The following is a 25439-nucleotide window of genomic DNA, read 5'->3' as shown; positions in this document are numbered from 1 at the left end:
CGGGGCGCCCCACCGCCCCGCCAGGAGTTTTCATGAGTGAGAAGAAAGCCTATCCGCTGCGCATCAATGCCGAGGTCCTGGCCGCGGCACAGCGCTGGGCTGACGACGAGCTGCGCAGCCTCAACGCGCAGATCGAATACGTACTGCGCGACGCCCTGCGCAAGGCAGGACGCCTGCCGAAACCCAAGCCATCGCCGGAGGACAAGGAATGAGCAAGCGCTGGAGCTACCAGACCATCGAGGTCAAGACGTCCATGATGGGTGTACTCAAGCCCGAGGACATCCAGGCCGAACTCAGCCGCCAGGGCCAACTGGGCTGGGAACTGGTCAACATCATCATCCCGGCGCCGATGCGCCCGGCGATGCTGGTGTTCAAGAAGGAGGCCTGAACCATGGGCGGCAGCGACCCGAAACCCTTTGACGTGGCCGAGAGCTCGCCGCTGCGCGTGCTCTGGATCGTGCTGCCGCTGCTGGCTGCCTTCGTGGCCTGCCTGTATGCGCAGCTGTACAAGGCACCGGCGAGCGCACCCTGGATCGAAGTAACGCTGTCGCCGCCCTGGTTCCGGATGGGCGGCAGTGCGGCATGGAGCCTGCTGGTGATTGCCCTGTTGGGCATTGGACTGGGCACGGCCTTCTTCCGCCGCCGGGTGGAACTGGCCGGCGATGTGCTGGACGTCCGTTCAACGATGTACCGGCGGCGGGTGCCGGTGGCGCAGTTGCGGCTGGACCAGGCCGAGGTGGTCGACCTGCAGCGTGACCGCCGCTACGGCATCCGTGTCAAAACCAATGGCTATTCAATGCCGGGCTTCTACTCGGGCCACTTTCGCCTGCAGGGAGGCGGCGAGGGCTTCGCCCTGGTCACCGACCGTGCGCGGGTGCTCGCCCTGCCGGTCAGTGATGGCAGCACGCTGCTGCTCAGTGTGGACCGGCCGCAGGCGCTGCTCGATGCGCTGCGCAAGGTGGCCGCGTCGGCGCCACGGCAGTAAGCTGCGGCGATGCAACGACGCGCCCCCCTGCTGATCAATACCGAGGCCATCGAGCTGTGGCCCGCCGACTTGCTGCGCGCGCGCAGCAACCTGGACGCACGCCTGCTGTCACAGGCGCGTTGGGTGCTGCGGCGCAAGCGTGATGGCCGCTATCTGGCCGCGGTGCTGGCGAGCGGCGTCCATTCGCTGATACCGCGCCTGCCGCGCGAACCCGGGGTCGAGGAAGCATTGGCACTGCTGGATGCCGCGGCTGCACGGCCCTTCGGCGCCGGACTGGAAGATCAGTGGCTGCCGCTGGCGGGGCTACAGCAGCGCCTTCAGCAGTTGGGATTGGATCCACAGCATTACGCCGACGACAGCGGCCTGCCGCTGGAATCCGAGCCGTGCCTGCTGCACTTCGCCGGTCGCGACCGCTTCGCACGCCCGTTGTGGCTGCGCCGTGGCGCCGCGCAGGGTTGGCGGCGGATGCGACTGCACGCGGCACAGGATGGAATTGCGCTGGACGCCATCTCCGGCTTCCGCAGCCATGCCTACCAGTTGGGCATCTTCGAACGGAAGCTGGCGCGCGGCTTGAGCGTGGCCGAGATCCTGAAGGTGAATGCCGCACCGGGTTTCAGCGAACACCACAGCGGCCACGCGCTGGACATCGGCACACCGGGCGACGCCCCGGCCGAAGAATCATTCGAAGCCACTGACGCGTTCGCGTGGCTGCAGGCGCATGCCGGCGGGCACGGCTTCCATCTGAGTTACCCGCGCGACAACCCGCACGGCATCGTCTACGAACCGTGGCACTGGTGCTGGAGACCGGCCAACGGCTGAGCCCCTCGTGGCGAAAGCCTGGAGCGGTCAGCGCATGACTGCGGGATGGAACAAGAGAGCAAAGACAAAAGCCGGTCGCTTCGCTCGAAGCCTCTACAACGGATCAGCGCGCGGCTGTTGGGTCCGCCTTCAAGCGAGCCGAGCACCGCAGGTCCGGCGAGGGCGAAGAGGTGCGGGTGTCTGAGCGCAGCGAGTTCCCGCACCGCCCCTCGACGGGCCGAGGAGCGCAGGGGACCGGTGCGCAGCACCGGCTCGCGGCCGGCGGCGCGTTTCTTTTGGTTACTTTTCTTTTCGCGCGAAAAGAAAAGTAACGCCCATGGACGGTGCAGATCGCATCAGCATGGATCGAAGAAGCAACCTCGACTCAGTCACCGCCTCAACGCATTGATCGCCAGCAACACCCACCCGGCCATCATGCTGGTGCCCCCGATCGGCGCCATCCGCGTCGGCCACTGCCACAAGGCACCGCCCACCAGGCTGCCGGAAAACAGCAACACGCCCAGCAGCAGCACGTACAGCGCCAGGTGCGCGGTCGCCCCCTGCGCACGCGGGCCAAGCGCCACCAGCACCGCGCCATGCGCGAACGCATACAGTGCCGCCATGTTCAGGTGCTGCTGCGCCAGCGGGTCAGCCACACCGTGCGATGCGTAGGCGGACAGGCCGATCGAGGCCGCCGCCAGCAGCGCACCAAGGCAGGCCAGCAGGGAAGGCTTACGTGCGCGACGTTCCAGGTTGAACATGGGGGCTCCTTGCACAGCGCCCTTTCCGGGCGCCAGATGAAAAAAAACGCGCCGCAATGAGCGGCGCGTTTTCGTGTCCAACTCTACATGGGTCAGCCGAGGCTTACTTGACGGCCCAGTAAATGTCGTAGGTACCTTCCGGGGTGAACGACTTGTCGATGCCATCCTTCCAGGTTTCGTACGGACGGTCGATCACTTCGTTGCCGGAGGTCACAGCCCAGGCGCGCAGGCCGTTGCGGGCAACGTCCAGACCCGCCATGTGGCCGGTGTAGGCCGCATGTGCCGAGCGGTGCGGAGCCACGTGCACGTACTTCACCGGAGCGCCACCGTCGATCTTGACGGTCAGGGCTTCAGCGGTGGCACCTTCAGCACCCTTCTTCTTCACCGGCTGGGCGATGTCGAAGGCGTACTTCTCCTGGCCGAAGTCGGTGGTGATGATGCGGAACGGACCGGCGGCTTCAAGGCCATTGGCCTCCATCACGCGCTTGATCCACTCCTGGTTGTCCTTGATGGACTTGGTGATCGTGTCCTGACCGCGGTCCACGTTACCGGCGTTGACGACCAGCAGATCCTCAGCCGGCACATCGACGATGGCCAGATCGGTCAGCGGGGCTTCCGGCGTGCGGTAGTCGACGTTCGGGACGGTAGCCAGCATGTTGGCCATGCGCGACAGGCCCATCTTGATGTCGTCGCCGATCTGGCGGCTGACATACAGGCCTGCATAACGGCCGAACAGGTCGAAGCCGTACTTCACCGAGTAGTCCTGGGTGATCTTCACGTTGCGGCCACCCTTGCCGGTCGGCTCCAGGGTGAAGGTGGTGACCTTGTCGTGACCCTTGGTGGCGTCTTCGATGGCGATCGCAACGCGCTTGTTCTCTTCGGCGTCGGTGATCTTCCAGGAGCCGGTGCCCAGGTCCTTGGAGGTGAAGTCCAGGGTGGCACCCTTGCCGGAGGCCGGGCCGGACAGCTTCAGTTCAACGGCGGGATCGCGCAGTACCAGCGGGTTCCAGTCCTTGAAGCGGCGCAGGCTGCTGACCGTGTCGTACACGATCGTCATCTTGCGGTTGGTCTCGATGCTTTCGGTGATGTGACGCTCGCCCGGCAGACATACGCCAATGATGACGAACAGGCCAGCCACGATCCCCAAGGCGATCAGGAACTCGATAATACGGGTCATTCAGAGAGTCTCCGGGGCCGATCCCACGGCCGGGTTGATTGAAGCGAAGCGCCAATCCTAGCAGGCTTCGCGGGCATTGTTTATCGGGATTGGCGCACCGGTTTCCCTGCCGGCTGCGTATTTGTATGGACAAAGAATTCGAAGGGTAACGCATACCGCTGCCCGGCAAGTAGGGGGGCACCTTGGCCGGAACCCCCTGCCACCACCCAAGTCTTTGTACCGAAACGATTTTCCTCAGACCAGTTGGAGTTCGAACGCCTTCAGTACCGCGCGCGTACGGTCGCGCACACCCAGCTTGGAGAGGATGTTGGACACGTGGTTCTTGATGGTGCCCTCGGCCACGCCCAGCGAGTTGGCGATCTCCTTGTTGGAGAAGCCGCTGGCCATCAGCCGCAGGATCTCGGTCTCGCGGTCGGTCAGCGGGTCCGGGCGGTCCAGGCTGACGAACTCGTTGCGCATGTGCTCCAGGCCCGACAACAGGCGCTGGGTCACCGCCGGCTGTACCAGCGAACCACCCTCGGCCACGGTACGGATGGCACCGACCAGCTGTGCCAGGGTCACATCCTTGAGCAGGTAACCCTTGGCCCCGGCCTTGAGGCCAGCCAGCACCAGCTGATCGTCATCGAAGGTGGTGAGGATGATGGTCGGCGGCAGCTGTTCCTGCCGCGACAGCACCTGCAGCGCTTCCAGTCCGGACATCACCGGCATGCGCATGTCCATCAGGACCACGTCGGGGCGCACCTGCGGGATCAGCTCGACCGCCTGCCGGCCATCGCCGGCCTCGGCCACCACCTCGATGCCATCGTCGAGCGCCAGCAGGGAGCGGATTCCCTGCCGCACCAGGGTTTGGTCATCGACCAGGCAGACGCGAATCATCAACGTACTCCTTCAGGAACCTTGGTAAGGGCGGCCACCAGCACCGTTGCCGGCACCGTTGCCCGCAGGCGGAAGCCTTCACCGGGACGGGTCTCGATCTGCAGCTGGCCACCACATTGTTGCAGGCGCTCGCGCATGCCGCGCAAGCCATTGCCCACATTGACCATGTCCGCGCCGACACCGTCGTCGCGGGCCTCCACCACCACCCGGTCCGGGGCTTCACGGTACACCTTGATCCACAGGTGGCGCGCACCGGCGTGGCGCACTGCGTTGGTGATGATCTCCTGCGTGCAGCGCAGCAGGACGTGGGCCCGCTGGGGGTCCTCCACGTTCAGCGGATCCTCGATCTCCAGCTGGATGTCCAGCGAGGGCACGTTCTCGGTCAGCGGGCGCAGCGCCGCGGCCAGGTCGATCGCGCCGGTCTCGCGCAGCTGGCTGACCACCTCGCGCACGTTGCCCAGCAGCAGTTTGGCCAAGGTGTGGGAGCGCTTCACGTGCTCCAGCGCCTGCCCTTCGGCCAGGTGCCCGGCCACTTCCAGGTTCAGAGTCAGCGCGGTCAGCTGGTGGCCCAGCAGGTCATGCAGCTCGCGCGAGATGCGGGTGCGCTCATTGACGCGGGCACTCTCGGCAAGCAAGGCGCGGGTGGCACGCAGCTCTGAATTGAGCCGGCGCTGTTCGTCGCGCGCCTCGGTCTGCTGCCGGGCAACCAGGCTGGTCACGAAGATGAACATGGAAAAGCCGCCGTACAGCAGCGACTGCATCACCGCTTCGAACAACGGGAAGCGCAGCAGCAAGTAGTAGACCGGGGCCACCGCCAGTTGGCTGACCAGCAGCCACAGCACGCCCAGCCGCACCGACAGCATCCACGGAATGACCCCGGCGGCCACCATCATCAGGATGCTGCCCAGGCCCGAGCCGCTGAGGAAGCTGACGCCCAGCGCCGAAATCGTCAGCAGCAGCAGCAGGCCGCGGTCCAGCCAGCTGGTGGGGCTGTCGCTGCGCAGGATGCGGGTCAGCCAGTAATAGGAGGTGCCGAAGGACAGGTAGGCGACGAACAGCAGGACCGCCCAGCCGCCCATGTCACCGCGGCTGTGCAGGTTCTCGAACTGCGAGTACGCCAAGGGCAGACCGACCATGACCCAGGTGAACAGGCCGGCCAGGCGAAGGACGCGGGTATGGCTGAGGACTCCCAACATGCCAGCACTCTACGGGCCCGGCCTGCACACCGCACCCCACGGAAGTCATGCCTGCCCGGTCGCCTGTTCATGCCGCAGCCCACCCCGGGCATGCAATAATCGTGCGCAGGGTCCCTTGATGGACCAACCGCGTTACCCCACGGAGTCACAATGTCGATTGTCATCCGCGACGTGCGCGAGCACGAGCTCGATTCCGTCCTGGCTTTGAACAACAACGCTGGCCTGGCCATCCTTCCCCTGGATGCGGCCCGCCTGCGCCTGTTCTATGAAACCGCTGAGTATTTCCGCGTCGCCGAGCGCGACGGCAACCTGGCCGGCTTCCTGATCGGCTTCGGCAGCGACAGCCAGCACGACAGCAGCAACTTCGCCTGGTTCAAGCAGCAGCTGGACACCCCCTTCTTCTACATCGACCGCATCGTGGTCGCCAGCCGCCGCCGCGGCGGTGGCGTCGGCCGTGCGTTCTATGCCGACGCGCAGAGCTTTGCCGAGCTGCGCTACCCGCAGATGACCTGCGAAGTCTTCCTCGACCACGGCGCCGATGCCGCCCTGCTCTTCCACGGCAGCTTCGGCTTCCGCGAGCTGGGCCAGAACACCATGGCCCAGGTCGATGTGCGTGCCAGCATGCTGGCCAAGGAACTGTGCAGCTACCCGTGGGTCCAGGAGACCTACGGCGGCAAGCTGCCGGATGTGGCATGGACACGCGCCCGGCAGCTGCCGGCGCAGGCACAGCGGCCGACGGGGACCTGAGCGTGGCGGTGAATTTCGATTACGAACAGGCCGGTGAACTGAAGATCGGCCAGGTGGGCATCGCCAACCTTCGCATCCGTACCCTTGATGTCGAACGCCTCGTGCAGGAAATGCGCGAGCGCGTGACCCGCGCGCCGAAGCTGTTCGGCCGCGCGGCGGTGATCCTCGATTTCGGCGGCCTGAGCCAGGTTCCGGACGTGGCCACCGCGCAGGCGCTGGTCGATGGCCTGCGCAGCGCCGGCGTGCTGCCGGTGGCGCTGGCTTATGGCACCAGCGCGGTCGACCTGCTCTCGCAGCAGCTTGGCCTGCCGCTGCTGGCCAAGTTCCGCGCCCAGTACGAACGTGCCGAGGCCGAAGCGGCTCCGCCGCCGCCCGCACCGGAACCGCGCCGCGCCGCGCGCGCCGAACCGAAGCCAGCCCCGGCCGCACCGGTGGCCAAGATCGCCGATGCAGCCGCGCCGCAGCCAGGCCGCATGCAGCTGGGCAACGTGCGTTCGGGCCAGCAGCTGTACGCGGAGAACTGCGACCTGACCGTGATGGCCACCGTCGGCGCCGGCGCCGAGGTCATCGCCGATGGCAGCATCCATATCTACGGCACCCTGCGCGGCCGCGCGCTGGCAGGGGCCCAGGGCAACACCGCGGCACGCATCTTCTGCCGTGATTTCCATGCGGAACTGGTGGCCATTGCAGGCCACTACAAGGTACTGGACGATGTTCCGGACAACCTGCGCGGCAAGGCCGTGCAGGTGTGGCTGGAACAGGACCAGATCAAGATCGCTGCGCTGGACTGACGCAGCCCCAAACTAATGCAGAACCAGGAGAAGTCCTTTGGCTGAAATCATCGTAGTCACCTCCGGCAAGGGCGGCGTGGGCAAGACCACTTCCAGCGCGAGCCTGGCCTGTGGCCTGGCGCGGCGCGGCAAGAAGGTGGCGGTGATCGACTTCGACGTCGGCCTGCGCAACCTCGACCTGATCATGGGGTGCGAACGCCGCGTGGTGTACGACTTCGTCAACGTCGTGCATGGCGAAGCCACCCTCAAGCAGGCCCTGATCAAGGACAAGCGCTTCGACAACCTGTATGTGTTGGCCGCCTCGCAGACCCGCGACAAGGACGCACTGACCCAGGAAGGCGTGGGCAAGGTCCTGAAGGACCTGGCCGCCGATGGCTTCGATTACATCATCTGCGACTCGCCGGCCGGCATCGAGAAGGGAGCGTTCCTGGCGATGTACTTCGCCGACCGCGCCGTGGTGGTGGTGAACCCGGAAGTGTCCTCGGTGCGCGACTCCGACCGCATCATCGGCCTGCTGGACTCGAAGACCCACAAGGCCGAATCCGGCCAGAACGTGCCTGCCTTCCTGCTGCTGACCCGCTACACCCCGCTGCGCGTGGAAACCGGCGAGATGCTCAGCATCGCCGACGTCGAGGAAGTGCTGGGGCTGAAGGCCATCGGCGTGATCCCCGAATCGGGCGACGTGCTCAATGCGTCCAACAAGGGCGAACCGGTGATCCTGGATGTCGAATCCGCTGCCGGCCAGGCGTATGACGACGCCGTCGCGCGCATCCTCGGCGAAGATCGCCCGATGCGCTTCACCAGCGTCGAGAAGAAGGGCTTCTTCAGCAAGCTGTTCGGAGGGTAAGCATGGGCCTGTTCGATTTCCTCAAAGCGAAGAAGACCACCGCCGAAACCGCAAAGAACCGCCTGCAGATCATCATCGCGCAGGAACGCAGCCACCGCGGTGGCCCGGACTACCTGCCGCTGCTGCAGCGCGAGCTGCTGGAAGTGATCAAGAAGTACGTGAACATCGACGTCGATGCGGTGAAGGTCGACCTGGTGAAGGATGGCCAGCACGATGTGCTGGACATCTCCGTGGCGCTGCCTGAAGGCCCGGACAAACCCTGATGCCCCGCCCCGCCCGTGCCTGCATGGGCGGGGCCGCGTGACCTGCATGACCGATACGACAACCGCCGTGGACATCACCTGCGTGGGCGACATCGCCTTCGCCGACGCGCAATGCCTGCTCGCCGCGCATGGCCTTCGCCTGCACCACGTGGCCGCAGGCGAACCGATTCCCGGCAGCTACTGGGGCGAGCCCGAGGCGGGCATCATCGCCAGCAATGTCTATGTGCGCGATGACACCCCGGTGCATTCGATGCTGCATGAAGCCTGCCACCTGATCGTATTGCCGCCGGAGCGGCGCGCGCAGGTGCACACCGACGCCACCGATTCGGTGGCGGAGGAAGATGCCACCTGCTACCTGCAGATCGTGCTGGCCGGGCGTTTGCCTGGTGTCGGCAGTGCGCGGTTGATGGCCGATATGGATGCCTGGGGGTACACGTATCGGCTGGGGTCGACACAGGCGTGGTTTGAGCAGGACGCCGAAGACGCGAAGGCGTGGCTGGTCGAACGCGGCTTGCCGGTTGCGTAAAGCCGCGGGCGTGGTTGGCCACGGGCGCGTGGCGACGCGTCGGACCTTGCGGCGCCCCTCTTTTCACTCTGCGCGGTTCGAGCAGGACGCCGAAGACGCGAAGGCGTGGCTGGTCGAACGCGGGTTGCCGGTGGCGTAACGCATCGGTAGTGCCGGCCGCTGGCCGGCAACCTCATGAACCCGTGAAGCATCACCGGGTTGCCGGCCAGCGGCCGGCACTACCCCATCAGCCCTGCCCGGCCAGCGCGCGCAGGGTGATGCCGACGATGTAAGCCAGGTACGTGCCGGTGGCATAGCCCATCGTGCCCAGCAGCACGCCCACCGGCGCCAGTGCCGGATGGAACGCCGCGGCCACCACCGGCGCAGAGGCCGGTCCACCGATGTTCGACTGCGAACCGATGGCGAAATAGAAGAACGGCACCTTCAGCAGCTTGCCCAGGCACCACAGCAGCACGATGTGCACGGCAATCCAGATCAGGCCGAGCAGGAACAGCCACGGGCGATCCAGCAGCGCCAGCAGATCCATCTGCATGCCGATGCAGGCAATCAGGAAGTACAGCAGCAGCGAGCCCAGGCGCGATGCGCCCGCGCCTTCCAGCGTGCGCGCACGGGTGAAGCTCAGGCTCAGGCCCAGCGTGGTCGACAGCACCACCACCCACACGAACGGCGCGTCCAGGCTGAACTGCGAGGCCCAGCTGACGTTGGCCTTGAACCATGCTGCCAGCGGCGCGCCGATGGCGTGCGAGAGGCCCACGCCGCCGAAGGCCACCGCCACGATCAGCATCAGGTCGGTGAGGCTGGGAATGCGCTCGTGTTCGGCCTGGAAGCGCGCGATGCGCTCCTTCAGTTCATCGATGGCCGAAGTATCGGCGCCACTGCGCGCGTCGATCTTCGCTGCCCGCCCCGCCAGGAAGATCAGTGCGGCCATCCACACGTAGCCGACACCCACATCGACCACCGCGAACTGGCCGAACGTGGTCGCATTGACGTCGAATACTTCGCGCATTGCCAGCATGTTGGCACCGCCACCGATCCAGCTGCCTGCCAATGCGGCCATGCCGGCCCAGGTGTCACCGGCCACGGTTTCCGGATGCAGCGCGCGCATCGCCAGGAACGCCACCACCGCACCGAGCATGATGCTGGCCGAGGCGCCCAGGTACATCAGCACCAGCTTCGGGCCCAGCCGCAGGATGCCCTTGATGTCCACCGCCAGGGTCAGCAGGATCAACGCTGCCGGCAGCAGGATGTCGCGGGCGATCGGGTTGTAGAGCTTGGTGTTCTGCCCATCGATCAGGCCGACGGTGTTGTAGATGCCGGGAATCAGGTAGCACAGCAGCAGCGCCGGCACGAAGGTGTAGAAGCGCTTCCACAGGCCCTGCTCGCGCGAAGCGGTCCAGAAAACGGCGCCAAGGGTGGCGGCGATCAAGCCGAAGACGACGATGTCGTTCTGGATCATGCAGGTGCTCTGGGTAGAGCCGGCCGCTGGCCGGCTGCTGTTGGCGGCGGATCATGAGGGTGTGCCGACCAACGGTCGGCCCCCACCGGTAAAGCAGATGGCGAAACAAAAGCGCCGCCCCGAAGGGCGGCGCTGCAGTCATCAGTTGCCGATGTGCTGCTTCAGCCAGGCATTGACGGTGTCATGCCACAGGATGCTGTTGTTCGGCTTCAGCACCCAGTGGTTTTCATCCGGGAAGTACAGGAACTTCGATTCGATGCCCTGGCGCTGGGCAGCGGTGAACGCGGCCAGGCCCTGCTCGACCGGAATGCGGAAGTCCTGCTGGCCGTGGATGACCAGGATCGGCTTCTTCCAGTCCGCCACGTGGTTGACCGGGTTGAACTTCTCGTAGTTCGCGGCCTTCTGGTACGGCGTGCCGCCCTGCTCCCACTCGGTGAACCACAGCTCTTCGGTGGCGTAGCCCATCATGCGCTGGTCGAACACGCCGTCGTGGTTGACCAGGCACTTGAACGGGCTGTTCCAGTTGCCGGCGATCCAGTTGACCATGAAGCCGCCGTAGCTGGCGCCCAGCGCACAGGCCTTGTCACCGTTGAGGAAGGAATACTTCTTCAGCGCCGCGTCCCAGCCCTTCTGCAGGTCTTCCAGCGGGCGGTCGCCCCAGTGCTGGCTGATCGCATCGGTGAAGGCCTGGCCGTAGCCGGTGGAACCGTGGAAGTCGATCATCACCACGGCGTAGCCCTGGCCCGCGTAGGTCTGCGGATTCCAACGGTAGCTCCAGCCATTGCCGAAGCTGCCCTGCGGGCCACCGTGGATCAGGAACGCGACCGGGTAGGACTTGCCTTCCTGGTAGTTGTGCGGCTTGACCACATAGCCATGCACGGTGTCGTTGTTCCAGCCCTTGAACTCGAACTGCTCGTAGTCGCCGAAGCTGACGTCCTTCAGCACCTCACCAGCGGCCGGGGTCAGCGCGCGCAGTTCGCCGATGGCCTCGCCCGCAGCCGGCAGCAGGCCGACCAGCACCTGGTCGTTGCTCTTCAGGCTGTTGCGGGTGATCGCCACGCTGTTGCCGGCCACATCCACCGAGGTCACGCTGCCGTCGCCGATCAGCTTGGTGGCCTTGCCGCTGGCCACGTCGATCTGGAACAGCGGGTGTTCGCCAAGGTCATCGGCCGTGGTGTAGATGCTGGCACCATCGGCGGACAGGGTGATGCCGCCCGCCGAGCGATCCCACTGCGGCGCGATTTCGCGGGTCTTGCCGCTGGCCAGGTCCATCGCCATCAGGCCGAAGCGGTCGGCCTCGAAGCCCGGGCGCTTCATCGCACGGTAGAACAGCGTCTTGCCGTCCGCACTGAACACCGGGCCGGCATCCCAGGCCGGGTTGGAGGCGGTCAGGTTGACCGGTGCCTGCTTGCCGGCGGCGTCGAAGCGGTACAGGTCGAAGTTGGTCGACCACGGCTCCTGCTTGCCGGCCACGCGGATGCTGGCCACCACGCTGGCGCCGTCCGGCGACCACGCGAAGTCATCATTGCCGCCGAACGGCTTGGACGGCGCATCACCATCGATGGTCGCGCTCAGCGCCGACGCGCCCTTGACCGCACCGGCCTTGGCCGTCGGCAGCGGAGCGACGAACAGGGTGTTGCGGCGACCGTCGTTCCAGGTGTCCCAGTGGCGCACGAACAGCGAATCCCACACCTGGCCGCTGGCCTTGGCGTCCTTCTTTTCCTTCAGCTTCTTCTCGGTGCAGGCCAGGTCCGAGGCACAGGCCTGGAACACGCCGGCGCTGAACAGCACGCGGTCGTCCTGCGGCGACACGTGGTAGCTGTCCACGTCGACCGGGAAATCGGTCAGCTGGCGCGGAGCACCGCCGCTGATCGGCTGCGCGTACAGCTGCTGGCTGCCGTTCCTGGCACTGAGGAAATACACGGTCTGGCCATCGGCCGACAGCGAAGCGGAATTGACGTTCCAGCCGGCCGGGGTGATCTGCTTCGGCGGCGCTGCATCGCGGGTGCGCAGGTTGCGCGCGAACAGCGCGGTGGAGGCCTTCAGGTTGGCATCGACGCTGCGCTTGGCGAACACCACGGTGCCACCGTCAGCGGTCAGCACCGGCGCGGAGACGCGGTCCATGGCCACCATGTCGCGGACTTCCAGGCCACGGGCAGCGGCGACGCTGGGCAGGGCGGCCAGCAGGCTCAGTGGCAGCAGGGCATGACGCAGTTTCATCGGGGTCTCCGCAGGACGGCAAAAAACCGATGGTAGGCCCGTACAGCCGGGGCTGCCAAGGCCATCGGTCATGGCTGCCTGCGGGGTTGGCCCCGTCGCCAGAAACAGCAAACCGCGCCGTAGCGCGGTCTGCGGTAGTGCCGGCCGCTGGCCGGCAACCAGGGGTATCACGGGATTGCCGGCCAGCGGCCGGCACTACCCGTTGAACCCAGGGGCAGAGCCCCTTACGCCTTGGCGTACTTGCCGGTGCGGTAGATCAGCCAGCCGACCAGGAACAGCACGGCCAGGCCGATCCACTGCGCGCCCGGCAGGTGGAACGGCACGGCCAGCACGTCGGCGCGGCTGCTGACCACGATCGGAATCGCGATGGCGATGCCCATCAGCGCTTCGCCGGTGATCAGGCCCGCGGCGAACAGCACGCCCGGCTTGTGCACGCGGTCGCGGCCTTCTTCGTCATCGGCGCGCACCTTGTGGAAGCGCTCGACCAAGTGGGCGATCAGGCCGCCGAGGAAGATCGGCACCATCAGCTCCAGCGGCAGGTAGATGCCGATGGCGGCGGCCAGCACCGGCACGCGGAAGCGGGCGTTGCGCGACTTCAGCCAGCTGTCGAAGGCGATGATGGCAGCACCGACCACGGCACCGATGCCGATGAAGGTCCACGGCAGTTCACCACCGAACAGGCCCTTGGCCACCGAGGCCATCAGGTTGGCCTGCGGCGCGGCCAGCGCGTTCGGGTGCAGCTCGGACTTCACGCCGATGCCGTAGGCGGTGGCCAGCAGGTTCAGCACCGGCGCCATGATCAGCGCACACGAGAAGGCACCGATGCCCAGCATCAGCTGCTGCTTCCACGGGGTGGCGCCGACGATGTAGCCGGCCTTGAGGTCCTGCAGGTTGTCACCACCAACCGCAGCGGCGCAGCACACCACCGCGCCGATCATGATGGCGGCCACGGCGCCCAGCGGCGCGCCGCCGGCACCGACCGGCTTCAGGCCGTCGGCGCCCAGCAGCACGACCAGCACGGCCGAGGCGAACAGGATGGTGGAGATGGTGATGCCCGAGACCGGGTTGTTGGACGAACCGATCAGGCCGGCCAGGTAGGCCGAGACCGACACGAACAGGAAACCGGCGACGATCATGATGAGGGTCATCGGGATCGACACGTGCCACTGGCCGACGATGGCCTGGTACAGGGCCAGGAGCGGCAGCACGAAGACCACCAGGGCCACCAGCATCCACTTCATCGGCAGGTCGCGCTCGGTGTGCGCCAGCACCGGGCCACCGCTCTTGCGGGCGGCGGCAAAGCCGCTCTTGACGCCGTTGAGCAGCGACTTGCGCAGCGAGATCAAGGTCCAGATGCCACCGATCAGCATCGCGCCGACACCCAGGTAGCGCATCTTCGCGCCCCAGATGGCGAACGCCGCCTCGGTGGACGAAGCCGCGGCAACCGACGCGGCCAGTGCCGGATCGGTGTTCATGAAGAACGCCTGGTAGATCGGAATGGCGATGTGCCAGGTCAGGATCGAACCGGACACCACCACGATGCCGACGTTGAGGCCGACGATGTAGCCCACGCCCAGCAGTGCCGGCGACAGGTTGGTACCGATGAAGGCGGTGACCTTGGAGCTGCCGACGTAGGCCGAGGTGGCCCAGGCATCCGGGATCAGGCGCATGCCGCTTTCCGCGGCCAGCTTGACGAAGGCACCGATCACCGCCGACAGGCCGAGGATCTTCAGGCCCGGGCCCGGATTCTCACCGGCCTTGAGCACTTCGGCCGCAGCCTTGCCTTCCGGGAACGGAAGCGGGTCTTCGACGATCATCGAACGACGCAGCGGCACCGAGAACAACACGCCCAGCAGGCCGCCGAGGCCGGCGATGCCCAGCACCCACCAGTACTTGAAGTCCGGCCAGTAGCCCATGATCACCAGCGCCGGGATGGTGAAGATCACACCGGCGGCGATCGACGAACCGGCCGAAGCACCGGTCTGCACGATGTTGTTTTCAAGGATGGAGCCACCGCCCAGCAGGCGCAGCACGCCCATGGAAATCACCGCGGCGGGAATGGCGGTGGCGATGGTCAGGCCTGCGAACAGACCGAGGTAGGCGTTTGCGGCCGACAGCACCACCGCCAGCACGATGGCCAGGGCCACAGCGCGGAAGGTGAGCTGCTTGGGCGCAGCGTCGTGGTTCATGGAAGCCCCTGCTGGCAAAAAATCCCTTGCACGCTAGCGTTCAGGAGGCGGCAAGTCCAGTGCGGTTCGGGAGGGTTGCGGCCAGGTCGGCAGTGAGATAGTCGCTTCTGGCCAAACTCGGCCAACGCATCAAGCGCATGGGGCACATGCCGGACGGCTGCCGGGCCTCGCGGTCTCTTTGTCCTGCAGGGGCCAGGCCAACCAGTACTGCAGCATTCCAGCCATCATCGTTTGAAGTGCCTCGACGCCCCGTGCATCGTGTTCATGATCTGAACCGATGACGCTGAGCCGCCCGATGAACACCCCACTGCGGATCCGCCTGATCAAATTACCGGTCGTGGCTGTCGTGACCCTGACCTGCCTGATGCCGCTTTGCGATTACGCATCTGCCTGGAGCCGCATTGGCGCAGTCGAGATCACCGACCACGCCGGCAAACCTTGTTTCGGACTACCCAGGAAGGAGCGCAAGCGTATCGGTAAAACTCCGGAGGTGTTTGGTGTGGAGGTGCATGACGCAATTACTCCACCGCTGCGGCGGCAATGGTCGTTCTACTTTGCCCATCCCGCATCAATCCCACTTCCACCCGGAGCCTGCGTGGTCTACGGAGAACTGCCAGCCAACGCCATTTCAAGGCGGACGGCGATGCCGCTGCAGCCCGGACGCCTGTACGACGTTTCGCTGTCGGCCACCAGGACCGGCGCCACGCAACACCACAGCGCCCGATTCTGCTTGAAGGCCAACCCCGACGGGAGCCTGCGAGCAATCCAGGTCCACTACGACGAGGCGCTGGGCTGGAGCCCCTCGGTTTGCCTGCCCTGAGCCGACGCGCGCGCTCGTCGGAACCGCCCAGCACACGCTGGAAAGACGCAATTGTAATGTTATATCCTGTCACGCCGACCGAACCTCGTACGTGGCCCCTTCCCCCACTACCCGCCTGGCCTCCATCGACCAGCTGCGCGGCACCGTGATGCTGTTGATGTTGCTCGACCACGTGCGCGAGACCTTCTTCCTGCAGCACCAGGTGAGCGACCCGATGGACGCGGCGACGGTCTCCCCCGCGCTGTTCGCCTGCCGTCTGCTGGCCCACCTGTGCGCACCCGTGTTCGTCCTGTTGACCGGCCTGTCGGCCTGGCTGTACGGCCAGCGCCAGGCGGATCCGCGCCGGGCCACGGCCGCGTTCCTGCTCAAGCGCGGGCTGTTCCTGGTCGTGCTGGAACTGACCCTGGTGAATTTCGCCTGGACCTTCCAGCTGCCGCCGGAAACCCTGTACCTGCAGGTGATCTGGGCCATCGGGCTGAGCATGATCGCGCTGGCCGGGCTACTTTGGCTGCCGCGCCCGGCCCTGCTGGTGCTGGCAATCGCGGTGGTGGCCGGGCACAACCTGTTCGACGGCTTGCGGGTGCAAGGCAATGGCCTGCTGGCGCTGTTGTGGAAAGTGCTGCACCAGCGCGACTGGATCGAGGCCGGCGCGCTGCGCCTGCGCACCTCCTATCCGGTGCTGCCGTGGATCGGGGTGATCGCCCTGGGTTATCTGATGGGGCCCTGGTTCGCCCGCGAGCGCGCGCCGGCGCAGCGTCATCACTGGCTGCTGTGGGCAGGCGTCGGCGCGCTGGCGCTGTTCGCCTTACTGCGGTTCGCCAACGAGTACGGGGATGCCCCTTGGCAGTACCAGACCACAGCACTGCGCACCTGGATGAGCGTGCTCAACATCACCAAGTACCCGCCGTCGCTGCAGTTCCTGCTGTTGACCCTGGGCGTAGGGCTGTTGCTGCTGCGCCTGTACGAATGGCCGCCACTGGCGCGTGCGCTGCGCCCGCTGGCCGATATCGGCGCCGCGCCGATGTTCTTCTACCTGCTGCACCTGTATGTGCTGAAGGCGCTGTACCTGGGCGCGCTGGCGGCCTGGGGGCCGACCCATGGCGAGTTGTATGCCCTGGATTCGGTCAGCGGCCTGCTGCTGGTGGCCTGCGCGCTGGCGGTGGTGCTGTACCCGCCGATCCGGGCATTCGCGCGGTTCAAGGCGCGAAGGCGTGACCTGGCGTGGTTGCGGTACCTGTGATCGCCCAGGCCAGTCCGGCAATCCACGCATGGCGTGGATCTACTGAAAGCGGATCGGGCCACAGGCCTATAATTCCGCGATGAATTCCACCGCTATCGCTTCCGAAGACTTCCTGGGTCACCCCAAGGGCGTCTACGTCTGCTTCTTCACCGAAATGTGGGAGCGCTTCTCCTTCTACGGCATGAAGGCGCTGTTGCTGCTGTACCTGACCAAGTACCACCTGTTCGGCGACAAGGCCGGCCTGGACCTGCTCGGCGCCTACGGTGGCCTGGTGTACTGCATCCCTGTATTCGGCGGCATGCTGGCCGACCGCTGGCTGGGCATGCGCCGGGCCGTGCTGTTCGGCGGCATCCTGCTGGTACTCGGCCACCTCGGCATGGCCTTCGAAGGCCACGCTGCGTACCGGGTGAACGGCGAAGTGGTGCGCGACACCTCGGCACTGGCGGTGACCTACCTGTCGCTGGCGCTGATCATCATGGGCGTCGGCTTCCTCAAGCCGAACATCTCCACCATTGTCGGCAAGCTGTACGCCAAGGACGATCCGCGCCGCGATTCGGGTTTCTCGCTGTTCTACGCCGGCATCAACCTGGGCGCGCTGTTCTCATCGCTGGTGTGCGGCTTCCTCGGCGAGGCCTACGGCTGGAAGTACGGTTTCGGTGCGGCCGGCATCGGCATGCTGGCCGGCCTGGCCATGTTCCTGTGGGGCCAGAAGTACCTGCAGGGCCACGCCGAGCCGCCGCAACCGGCGGCGTTGAAGCAGAAGGTGCTGGGCCTGCCGCGCGAATGGCTCATCTATCTGTGCGCGGTGCTCGGTGTGGTGCCGGTGGCGTGGCTGATGTGGGCGGCCGGCAACGGCGCGTTCGCGCTGGGCGGTGAAATCAGCCTGGCACTGATGTTGATGGTGGTGGTGCTGGGCGGCGTGCTGGTCTGGTTCGCCTGGTTCACCGGCAGCAAGTGCACGCCGGTACAGCGCCAGCAGATGATCGCGCTGATGGTGCTGATCTTCATGGCGCTGGTGTTCTTCACCATGTACGAGCAGTCCTACGGCTCGTGGGTGACCTTCACCGACCGGCTGCTGACCAAGGACATCGTGCCCTCGCTGGTGATCACCGGCGGTACGCCGCTGCCGTGGTCGATCCTCTCACTGCTGCTGGCACCGCTGGGCTTCGTGGTCAGCGCGCGGTTGTCCGAGCGTCGTCCGGGTTCGGCTGCGCCGCGCACGTTCTTCGCCGCCATCGTCGTGCTGATGCTGGTGCTGCTGGTGCGCGACTGCCTGGTGATTCCGCAGACCGCCGGCTCGCTCACCTATCTCGGCGGCCTGTTCCTGGTGCTGCTGGCACCGGCCTTCGCCGCACTGTGGACGTGGATGGACCGCCGCGGGTGGGAACCAGGCAAGCCGGTGAAGTCGGCCTGGGGCCTGGTGATCGGCGCACTGTCGTTCGTGCCGCTGGCACTGGCCGCGCAGCAGGTGGGCGCCACCGGCGAGATGGCCAGCGTGTGGTGGCTGGTGCTGGCCTACTTCCTGCTGGCCAGTGGCGAGATGTGCCTGTCGCCGGTCGGCCTGTCGGCGGTGACCCAACTGGCCGTGCCGCGGGTGATGAGCCTGATGATGGGCACCTGGTTCCTGGCCACCGCCTTCTCGGAGACGCTGGCCGCGCTGTTCGGCAAGCTGGCCGCGATCGAGGTGCCGGAAGGCGAATCGCTGGACATGGTGGCCGCCGCCGGTGCCTATGCGCACCTGTTCTGGCTGCTGATGTGGATCGGCCTGGGCTGTGCGCTGGCCGCTTTCATTGCCGCGCCACTGTTGAAGAAGATGATGCACGGGGTGAAGTAAGCCCACGCGCAGGCAGGAACCGGGGCGGCGGTTGGATCATCCGCCGCCCTTGCGTTACGGCGCCCTGCCCTTGCCGTCCGCAGCCGCAGTCGTGGCGGTCTTGCCACCCAGGCTGCGCGACAGGAACGCCAGCAGCTTGCCGTAGTACTCGCTGCGATGGGCCTGAGTATAGAAGCCGTGCCCTTCGGTCTTGTAGTACAGGCTTTCCACCGGCGTACCGGCACGCTTGAGCGCCGCTTCCATGCGCTCGGTGTGCTGGATCGGGGCGCGCTTGTCCTGACCACCGGCCGCCAGGAACACCGGCACCCTGATCCGCTCGGCCAGGTTGACCGGCGAGACCGCGCCCAGCGTGGCCGGATCACCCAGCCACTCGCGCAGGTAGCTCATTCCGGAATCGCGGTCCTGGATATCGCCGCCAGTAAACATCAGCGGCAGGTCGTAGACGCCCACATAGCCGGCCGCGCACTGGTACAGCCCCGGTTCGCGCGCGGCGCCCATCATCGCCGAGTAGGCACCGTAGCTGGCACCGTAGATGCAGATGCGCCGGGCATCGGCGATGCCTTCGCTGATCGCCCAGCGCGTGGCGTCGGTCACGTCGTCCTGCATCGCGCGCCCCCACTGTTTCAGTGCTGCCCGGCTGTGGGCACGGCCGTAGTTGCCCGAGCCGCGGAAATTGATCTGCAGCACGGCGTAGCCGGCAGCGGCCAGCAACTGGTTCTCGTGGTCGAAACCGCCGTTGTCGAATATCCCGATCGGCCCACCATGCGGCACCACCACCATCGGCAGGTCACGGCCAGTGCTGCCATGCGGGACTGTCAGGAATCCATGGAGCTCCAGCCCGTCACGCGCCTTCAGCAGGACCGGCCGCACCGACGCAGTGCTCTCCGGATCAATCCATTCGCTGCGCGCCATCAGGAAGCGCGCCTGGTTGCGGTCGCGGTCGTAGAGGTAGAACTCGCCCGGATTGGAACCGGACCCGGTTTCCACCAGCAGCCGGCGACCGTCGCGGGTACTGGAGGTGATGAATACTGTACGCCCGGGGAAGGCCGCCTCCAGGCTGCGGTACAACCGTGCCTCGTCCGAGCTTTCGTCGAAGAACCGGGTATGCGGCGTGTTTCCCAGGAACAGCGCGCCGACCGGCACGGTGCTACCCGGGCTGCGGATCAGTCGCGCCGGATCGACAACCTCATCGCGCAGCACGACCTTGCGCTCCTGCGTGGCCGGGTTCCAGCTGACGATGGCATCGGGGCCGCTGGGCTGCTCGCTGAGCAGGTAGGCCAGCTGGCCGTCGGCGGAAAAGCCCAGCGCCGCCTCGCTGCGACCACTCCGTTTCTCATCGTTGACCAGCGCCCAGTCGCCACCGTTGCGGTGGTAGAGCCGATGGACGTTGTCAATACCGGCGCCCTGTACAAAACGTACGTCGCCGCGGGCATCCACCACATAGGAGGCACCCGGCATCGGCGCGCGGGCCAGCAGCCGCTGCTTGCCGCTTGCCAGTTCCAGCTGGGCCGCATAACCGTTGGCATCCAGCCGCGATCCGCCTACCGCGATGACCACGTGCGCATCATCGCCAGGCAGGGCGTCACTGAGGAACGCCGCGGCCGACGTCCGGTACTTGGGCCGCACGCGCAGGCCAAGGTCGCGGTAGCCCACCAGTAGTTCCGGTCGTCCGGTGCGTGCATCCAGTGTCAGCAGCTCGCCGGTGGCCCACGGCGCGTCGCGGGTACCGAACTTCTGCGCCAGACCGAACATCACCTGATCGTTGTTGACCCAGTGCAGGCCGAAGACATGCGAATTGAGTGGTGGGCGCAGGTTGCCCACCGGCGTGTTGTCGTCCGTACGAAGGATGATCACAGCGGTGAAGCCGTCCGCAGGCACGGTCGCGGCCAGATAATCGCCCCCGGGAGACAGCATGACATCGCCGAACTTGTCCGCTCGCACATAGGCGCCCAGATCGATCGCAGCAGCGGTTCCACACCACAATCCCGCCACGATGATGGCGGCCAGCCAGCGCTTGTGCATCCTTCTCTCCCCCTGCCTGGACCCCTTGTCCCGGCTGGCCGATTCTAGGCAGGCCAGTGCCCGGCCCGCCAGTGGCGTACAAAAAACGACGGCACCGTTGCCGGTGCCGTCGTTACCACTACCTTGGAGAGAGAGTCAGGACGTGGGTTCGGGGGGCGTGCGCCGGGTCAGTGGACCCCGCGCACCGCCAACGTGAGGGCCAGGATGCTGAGGATCACCGCGATGGTGCCGTCGAGCACGCGCCAGGTGCTGGGCTTGGTGAACAGCGGCGCCAGCAGGCGCGCGCCCAGGCCCTGCGCGGTCAGCCACAGGCAACTGGCGGTGACCACACCGGCAGCGAAGGCCATGCGGGCGTTGCCGAAGTTCTCGGCGATCGAACCGATCACCATCATGTCCAGCCAGAAGTGCGGGTTGATCAGCGAGAAACCGACCGCCGCCATCAGCACCGCGCGGCGGCTGCCGTCGTCGCTGTCAGCCTCGCCCATGCCGCCGCCACCGGCGATCGCGCGGCGCGCCGACTTCATCGCGTACCAGGCCAGGAACGCCACGCCGGTCCACAGCACGGCGGTGGTCAGCCACGGCAGCGCCGAAGTGAGCGTGCGCAGGCCGGCCACGCTGGCAAAGATGAAGATCGCATCGATGGCCGCACAGGTGGCGACCACCGGCACGATGTGCTTGCGCAGGATGCCCTGGCGCAGGATGAAGGCGCTCTGGGCGCCGACCACGGCGAACAGGCCGATGCCGGTAGCTGCACCAGAGAACCAGGCACCGAGGCCGGTGCTGGCGGAGATGACCGAGAACATGGATTCACTGCCTTTACTTGCTTGGGGGGACGGTGCCTCGCGAAGGCGGACAGCACCGGAACGGGCGCCATTGTCGCGCCGCAACATGAAAAAGACGAGCTAAACTTCCTAAACCAACATTAGCGAAACTTAATTCGATGCGTATCGACCATGCCCAGCTGCGCGCCCTGGCCGCAGTGATCCGCGAAGGCAGCTTCGACCGCGCCGCGCAGTCGCTGAATGTCACCCCGTCCGCCATCTCGCAGCGGGTCAAGGCGCTGGAGGACCGGATCGGCCGGCTGCTGGTCAAGCGCGGCACCCCGGCCACCGCCACCGCCGAGGGGCAGTTGCTGGTGCAGCTGGCCGAGCAGACCGCCCTGCTCGAGCACGATGCGCTGCACCGGATGGGCCTGGCCGACGAGGACCTGCCACAGGCCAGCATCCCGGTGGCGGTGAACCACGACAGCCTGGAAACCTGGTTCCCGCAGGCGGCCTACCAGTTCGCGCAGACCACCGGCACTACGCTGGACCTGCGCGTGGAGGACCAGGACCACACCGTGGAGCTGCTGCGCCAGGGCACGGTGCTGGGCGCGGTGACCACCCTGGACGAGCCGGTGCAGGGCTGCCAGATCCATGCACTGGGCAGCATCCGCTACGCCGCCACCTGTACCCCCGAGTTCCGCGAGCGTCATTTCGCCAAGGGCGTGACCGCGCAGGCGCTGGCGCAGGCCCCGGTGCTGGTGTTCAACCGCAAGGACGACATGCAGTCGCGCTTCGCCCGGCGCATGGCCGGCGACGACCTGCCCAGCACCGCGCCGACCTGGTGGATTCCGTCCACGCGCGCCTTCGTGCAGGCCAACCTCGGCGGCATGGGCTGGACGATGAATCCGTTGCCGCTGGTCAAGCGGCACCTGGACGCGGGCCGCCTGGTCTACGTGCGCCAGCGCGCGTGGGAAGACGTGCCGCTGTACTGGCAGCATTGGAAGGGCGACGTGCAGACCATGGCCTTGCTGACCCGCGCGGTGCTGGAGGCCTCCTCGGCACTGATCCGGCGCAAGCGCTGAAAAGGGGACGGAGGGGATTAAGTCGTATAAGGCCCAAGCGACACATCGGGCAAAGACGACTTAATCCCCTCCGTCCCCTTTTTGCTCCATCGGATCTCCATCAACCCTACACACCGGGTCCATGCGTGATGCGGATACTGGTCGGCCGATCACCGCAAGGATGCCCTGCATGCCTGTATTCGTCCGCGATGCGCGCCCCGAAGATGCCGCCGCCTGCATCGACCTGCGCGGGCGCACCCGCGAGAACGCCTTCAGCGCCGCGCAGTTGGCAGAGCTGGGCATCACCGAGGACAGCTGGGCAGCCGGCATCGCCCAGGGCGATTCGATCGGCCGCGTCGCCTGGGAGGGCGAGCGCATGGCCGGCTACTGCTTCGCCGACCGCGACAGCGGCGAGGTGCTGGTGCTGGCCCTGCTGCCCGAGTATGAAGGCCGCGGCATCGGTCGGCAGCTGCTGCAGGAGGTGGTCAGCCTGACCCGCGATGCCGGCCACCAACGCCTGTTCCTGGCCTGTTCGGCCGACCCACGCTCGCGCTCGCATGGCTTCTACCGGCGCCTGGGCTGGCGCCCGACCGGGCAGGTCGACGAGGCCGGTGACGAGATTCTTGAGCTGGTCTGAGTGAAGCTGTCGCCAGGGATGGCCTGACGCTGGCAAGGCTTCGTTCGCCGGGTATCACCCGGCGCTAGCGGGTGAGGATGGCGCGAAACGCCGGATGCTGCGTTGCATCAAAAACAGACCGGATCCGGTTAGAATCGCATGTGGATGCTGCAAGGCGTTGTTTCTTCACGCCCTTTCCCTGTCCCACGCGCATCCTGACCCCTTCCCCTCCGCCAACGATCCCGCCCCCATGAAGAAATTTGGCAAGGCTCTTCTCGCCCTGCTCGTGCTGCTGTTGCTGGCCGCCGCGCTGTTCCTGTACTGGCCGCTGACCCAGCGCTCGGTGCCCGCCGCCAGCAACGACAAGCCCGTCGACGTTGTGCTGGTCGGCGCCGGCATCATGAGCATCACCCTGGCCACCTACCTGCAGGAACTGCAGCCGGACTGGAACATCCAGGTCTACGAACGCCTCGACGGCGTCGCCGGTGAAAGCTCCGACGGCTGGAACAACGCCGGCACCGGCCACTCGGCCTTCGCCGAACTGAACTACACCCCGGAACTGCCCGACGGCAGCATCGAAACCAAGCGCGCAGTCGGCATCGCCGAATCGTTCGAGGTCTCGCGCCAGTTCTGGTCGCACCAGGTGAAGGAAGGCCGGCTGAGCCAGCCCAGCGACTTCATCAACCCGACCCCGCACATGAGCTTCGTCTGGGGCGATGACAACATCGCCTACCTGCACAAGCGCCAGCAGGCCCTGGTGAAGAATCCGCTGTTCTACGGCATGCAGTACTCGGAGGATCCGGCTCAGATCAAGCAGTGGGCCCCGCTGCTGATGGAAGGCCGTGACCCGAAGCAGAAGGTTGCCGCGACCTGGATGCCGCTGGGCACCGACGTCAATTTCGGCGTGATCACCCGCCAGCTGACCGCCGGCCTGCAGCGCAGCCCGAACTTCAGCCTGCACCTCAACCACGAAGTGAGCGCGCTGCGGCAGAACGCCGACAAGAGCTGGAACGTGACGGTGAAGGACCTCAAGGCCGGCACCGAGTCCACCACCCACGCCCGCTTCGTGTTCATCGGTGCCGGTGGCGCTGCACTGAAGCTGCTGCAGATGTCCGGCATTCCGGAATCGAAGGACTACGCCGGCTTCCCGGTCGGTGGCCAGTTCCTCGCCTTCCAGGGCCAGGACGTGACCTCGCGCCACGGCGTGAAGGCCTACGGCATGGCCGAGACCGGCTCGCCGCCGATGTCGGTGCCGCACCTGGATGCGCGCAAGCTGGACGGCAAGCCGGTGGTCCTGTTCGGGCCGTTCGCGCTGTACAGCACCAAGTTCCTCAAGCACGGCTCGTGGTGGGACCTGTACTCGTCGGTGAACCACAACAACGTCGGCCCGATGCTGGAAGTGGGCAAGGACAACCTGGACCTGGTGCAGTACCTGATGGGCCAGGCGCGCCTGAACGATGCCGACCGCCAGGCCGAGCTGGTCAAGTACTTCCCCACTGCCAAGCCGGGTGACTGGAAGCTGGTCACCGCCGGCCAGCGCGTGCAGATCATCAAGCGTGATCCGCTGAAGGGCCCGGTGCTGCAGTTCGGTACCGAGATCGTGACCGACAAGGACCACACCCTCGCCGCCCTGCTCGGCGCTTCGCCGGGTGCGTCGACCTCGCCGCCGATCATGCTGGACCTGATGGCCAAGGCCTTCCCGGACCAGATGAAGGCCGGCTGGGAAGCCCGCCTGCGCGAGATCGTGCCGTCGTACGGGCGCAAGCTCAACGACAGCGCCGCGCTGGTCAACGAGATCCGTACGCTGACCAGCCAGACCCTGCATCTGCCGTATCTGGAGGTGCCGGTGGATGCGAACGCGGCATCGCCCGCTGCGGCTGCAGTGCCGGCAGCGGCCAAGGAAAAGCGCAACGCCAACGAGGAACTGCAGGCGCTGTAAGCCCGCAGTTTGCTTTCGATGCAGACGGACGGCCACCTTCGGGTGGCCGTTTGTTTTTGTGCGAGGTGGGTCGGATCCCTCCCGCACGGGAGGGCTCTGACCTGCACCTGGGCGCCGATGATGGGGTCAGAGCCCATTGCCTGCGGCAACGGGCTCTGACCCCGGCCCGCCACTGCTCTGCGCCGGAAAGCCCCTGCGAATGACGCGAATTGTAATGTTGTTACGAATTATTTACATTTGCGTCCTGTGCAGTGATCGCACCTCCCCAGATGGACCTGACCGTGCCCGAAGCCGCCGCCCCGGGTGCTGGA

24 protein-coding genes are annotated in these 25439 nt (G+C 66.4%); 15 read left to right on the top strand and 9 right to left on the bottom strand.

Features of this window, described 5'->3' with window-relative positions; genetic code table 11:
- Nucleotides 1–32 precede the first annotated feature (32 nt).
- From AC5P7E_RS10425 to AC5P7E_RS10410, 4 genes are read left to right on the top strand one after another with little or no spacing between them, the layout of a single operon-like run.
- Nucleotides 33–212: a type II toxin-antitoxin system antitoxin gene (locus AC5P7E_RS10425; RefSeq protein WP_005412615.1), complete on the top strand. Its 180-nt coding sequence runs from the start codon at nt 33–35 to the stop codon at nt 210–212.
- Nucleotides 209–388 (top strand): DUF4177 domain-containing protein, encoded by a 180-nt coding sequence (locus AC5P7E_RS10420; RefSeq protein ID WP_005412614.1) that lies wholly within the window; start codon nt 209–211, stop codon nt 386–388. The genes AC5P7E_RS10425 and AC5P7E_RS10420 overlap by 4 nt, the downstream gene beginning before the upstream one ends.
- A 3-nt stretch (nt 389–391) precedes the next feature.
- Entirely contained in the window at nt 392–985 is a 594-nt protein-coding gene (locus AC5P7E_RS10415) for a PH domain-containing protein (RefSeq protein ID WP_088430571.1), read from the top strand.
- Between the two features lie 9 nt (nt 986–994).
- Nucleotides 995–1804, top strand: coding sequence for a M15 family metallopeptidase (locus AC5P7E_RS10410; protein ID WP_076738848.1), 810 nt, complete (start codon nt 995–997; stop codon nt 1802–1804).
- Nucleotides 1805–2172: 368 nt separating this feature from the next.
- On the opposite strand, the gene AC5P7E_RS10405 is transcribed toward AC5P7E_RS10410, so the two are convergent.
- From AC5P7E_RS10405 to AC5P7E_RS10390, 4 genes are all read right to left on the bottom strand, one after another.
- Nucleotides 2173–2544, bottom strand: a complete 372-nt coding sequence (locus AC5P7E_RS10405) for a DUF423 domain-containing protein (RefSeq protein WP_005408539.1) — start codon at nt 2542–2544, stop codon at nt 2173–2175.
- Between the two features lie 103 nt (nt 2545–2647).
- A complete protein-coding gene (locus AC5P7E_RS10400) occupies nt 2648–3721 on the bottom strand; it encodes a polyketide cyclase (RefSeq protein ID WP_005408538.1) in 1074 nt (357 codons plus the stop codon).
- A gap of 234 nt (nt 3722–3955) precedes the next feature.
- Nucleotides 3956–4597, bottom strand: coding sequence for a response regulator (locus AC5P7E_RS10395; protein WP_005408537.1), 642 nt, complete (start codon nt 4595–4597; stop codon nt 3956–3958).
- Complete coding sequence (locus tag AC5P7E_RS10390) at nt 4597–5793, bottom strand: sensor histidine kinase (RefSeq protein WP_005408536.1); 1197 nt, start codon at nt 5791–5793, stop codon at nt 4597–4599. Before AC5P7E_RS10390 ends, AC5P7E_RS10395 begins: the two co-directional genes overlap by 1 nt.
- 150 nt (nt 5794–5943) lie before the next feature.
- Here AC5P7E_RS10390 and AC5P7E_RS10385 point away from each other — a divergent pair, with 150 nt between their 5' ends.
- The 5 genes from AC5P7E_RS10385 to AC5P7E_RS10365 are packed head-to-tail and all read left to right on the top strand — an operon-like array spanning nt 5944 to nt 8967.
- The gene (locus AC5P7E_RS10385; RefSeq protein ID WP_005408535.1) at nt 5944–6540 is read left to right on the top strand and encodes a GNAT family N-acetyltransferase; all 597 of its coding nucleotides are present in this window, start codon (nt 5944–5946) and stop codon (nt 6538–6540) included.
- Complete coding sequence (gene minC / locus AC5P7E_RS10380) at nt 6486–7331, top strand: septum site-determining protein MinC (protein ID WP_043034132.1); 846 nt, start codon at nt 6486–6488, stop codon at nt 7329–7331. Before AC5P7E_RS10385 ends, minC begins: the two co-directional genes overlap by 55 nt.
- 37 nt (nt 7332–7368) lie before the next feature.
- Nucleotides 7369–8178, top strand: coding sequence for a septum site-determining protein MinD (minD, locus tag AC5P7E_RS10375; RefSeq protein WP_005408533.1), 810 nt, complete (start codon nt 7369–7371; stop codon nt 8176–8178).
- A gap of 2 nt (nt 8179–8180) precedes the next feature.
- Nucleotides 8181–8441: a cell division topological specificity factor MinE gene (gene minE / locus AC5P7E_RS10370; RefSeq protein ID WP_005408532.1), complete on the top strand. Its 261-nt coding sequence runs from the start codon at nt 8181–8183 to the stop codon at nt 8439–8441.
- A 46-nt stretch (nt 8442–8487) separates the two neighbouring features.
- A complete protein-coding gene (locus AC5P7E_RS10365) occupies nt 8488–8967 on the top strand; it encodes a hypothetical protein (RefSeq protein WP_044569652.1) in 480 nt (159 codons plus the stop codon).
- 226 nt (nt 8968–9193) lie between these two features.
- Here the strand turns inward: AC5P7E_RS10365 and AC5P7E_RS10360 are convergent, their stop codons facing one another.
- The 3 genes from AC5P7E_RS10360 to AC5P7E_RS10350 all read right to left on the bottom strand — a co-directional run bounded on the left by AC5P7E_RS10360 (nt 9194) and on the right by AC5P7E_RS10350 (nt 14832).
- Nucleotides 9194–10423: a DUF819 family protein gene (locus AC5P7E_RS10360; RefSeq protein WP_005408530.1), complete on the bottom strand. Its 1230-nt coding sequence runs from the start codon at nt 10421–10423 to the stop codon at nt 9194–9196.
- A gap of 141 nt (nt 10424–10564) precedes the next feature.
- A complete protein-coding gene (locus AC5P7E_RS10355) occupies nt 10565–12643 on the bottom strand; it encodes an alpha/beta hydrolase family protein (RefSeq protein ID WP_049403215.1) in 2079 nt (692 codons plus the stop codon).
- 224 nt (nt 12644–12867) lie between these two features.
- Nucleotides 12868–14832, bottom strand: coding sequence for an OPT family oligopeptide transporter (locus AC5P7E_RS10350; RefSeq protein WP_114618552.1), 1965 nt, complete (start codon nt 14830–14832; stop codon nt 12868–12870).
- A 277-nt stretch (nt 14833–15109) separates the two neighbouring features.
- Here AC5P7E_RS10350 and AC5P7E_RS10345 point away from each other — a divergent pair, with 277 nt between their 5' ends.
- From AC5P7E_RS10345 to AC5P7E_RS10335, 3 genes are all read left to right on the top strand, one after another.
- On the top strand, nt 15110–15652 hold the full coding sequence (locus AC5P7E_RS10345) for a hypothetical protein (protein WP_227415319.1): 543 nt from the start codon (nt 15110–15112) through the stop codon (nt 15650–15652).
- A 91-nt stretch (nt 15653–15743) separates the two neighbouring features.
- The gene (locus AC5P7E_RS10340; protein ID WP_114618551.1) at nt 15744–16892 is read left to right on the top strand and encodes an acetyltransferase domain-containing protein; all 1149 of its coding nucleotides are present in this window, start codon (nt 15744–15746) and stop codon (nt 16890–16892) included.
- A gap of 79 nt (nt 16893–16971) precedes the next feature.
- Complete coding sequence (locus tag AC5P7E_RS10335; RefSeq protein ID WP_111118485.1) at nt 16972–18726, top strand: peptide MFS transporter; 1755 nt, start codon at nt 16972–16974, stop codon at nt 18724–18726.
- Between the two features lie 54 nt (nt 18727–18780).
- On the opposite strand, the gene AC5P7E_RS10330 is transcribed toward AC5P7E_RS10335, so the two are convergent.
- Nucleotides 18781–20748, bottom strand: coding sequence for an alpha/beta hydrolase family protein (locus tag AC5P7E_RS10330; protein WP_005408524.1), 1968 nt, complete (start codon nt 20746–20748; stop codon nt 18781–18783).
- A gap of 167 nt (nt 20749–20915) precedes the next feature.
- A complete protein-coding gene (locus AC5P7E_RS10325) occupies nt 20916–21551 on the bottom strand; it encodes a LysE/ArgO family amino acid transporter (RefSeq protein WP_005408523.1) in 636 nt (211 codons plus the stop codon).
- 137 nt (nt 21552–21688) lie between these two features.
- On the opposite strand from AC5P7E_RS10325, the gene AC5P7E_RS10320 reads away from it, so the two are divergent.
- From AC5P7E_RS10320 to mqo, 3 genes are all read left to right on the top strand, one after another.
- Nucleotides 21689–22594, top strand: a complete 906-nt coding sequence (locus tag AC5P7E_RS10320; protein WP_005408522.1) for a LysR family transcriptional regulator ArgP — start codon at nt 21689–21691, stop codon at nt 22592–22594.
- 169 nt (nt 22595–22763) lie between these two features.
- Nucleotides 22764–23210, top strand: a complete 447-nt coding sequence (locus tag AC5P7E_RS10315) for a GNAT family N-acetyltransferase (RefSeq protein ID WP_099527514.1) — start codon at nt 22764–22766, stop codon at nt 23208–23210.
- A gap of 229 nt (nt 23211–23439) precedes the next feature.
- A complete protein-coding gene (gene mqo / locus AC5P7E_RS10310; RefSeq protein ID WP_012479432.1) occupies nt 23440–25128 on the top strand; it encodes a malate dehydrogenase (quinone) in 1689 nt (562 codons plus the stop codon).
- Nucleotides 25129–25439 lie beyond the last annotated feature (311 nt).

Source organism: Stenotrophomonas sp. YJH_SMC_25 (assembly GCF_059369595.1).
Note: the sequence above shows the minus strand (reverse complement) of the source record. Positions and strands in the feature narration are given on the sequence as shown.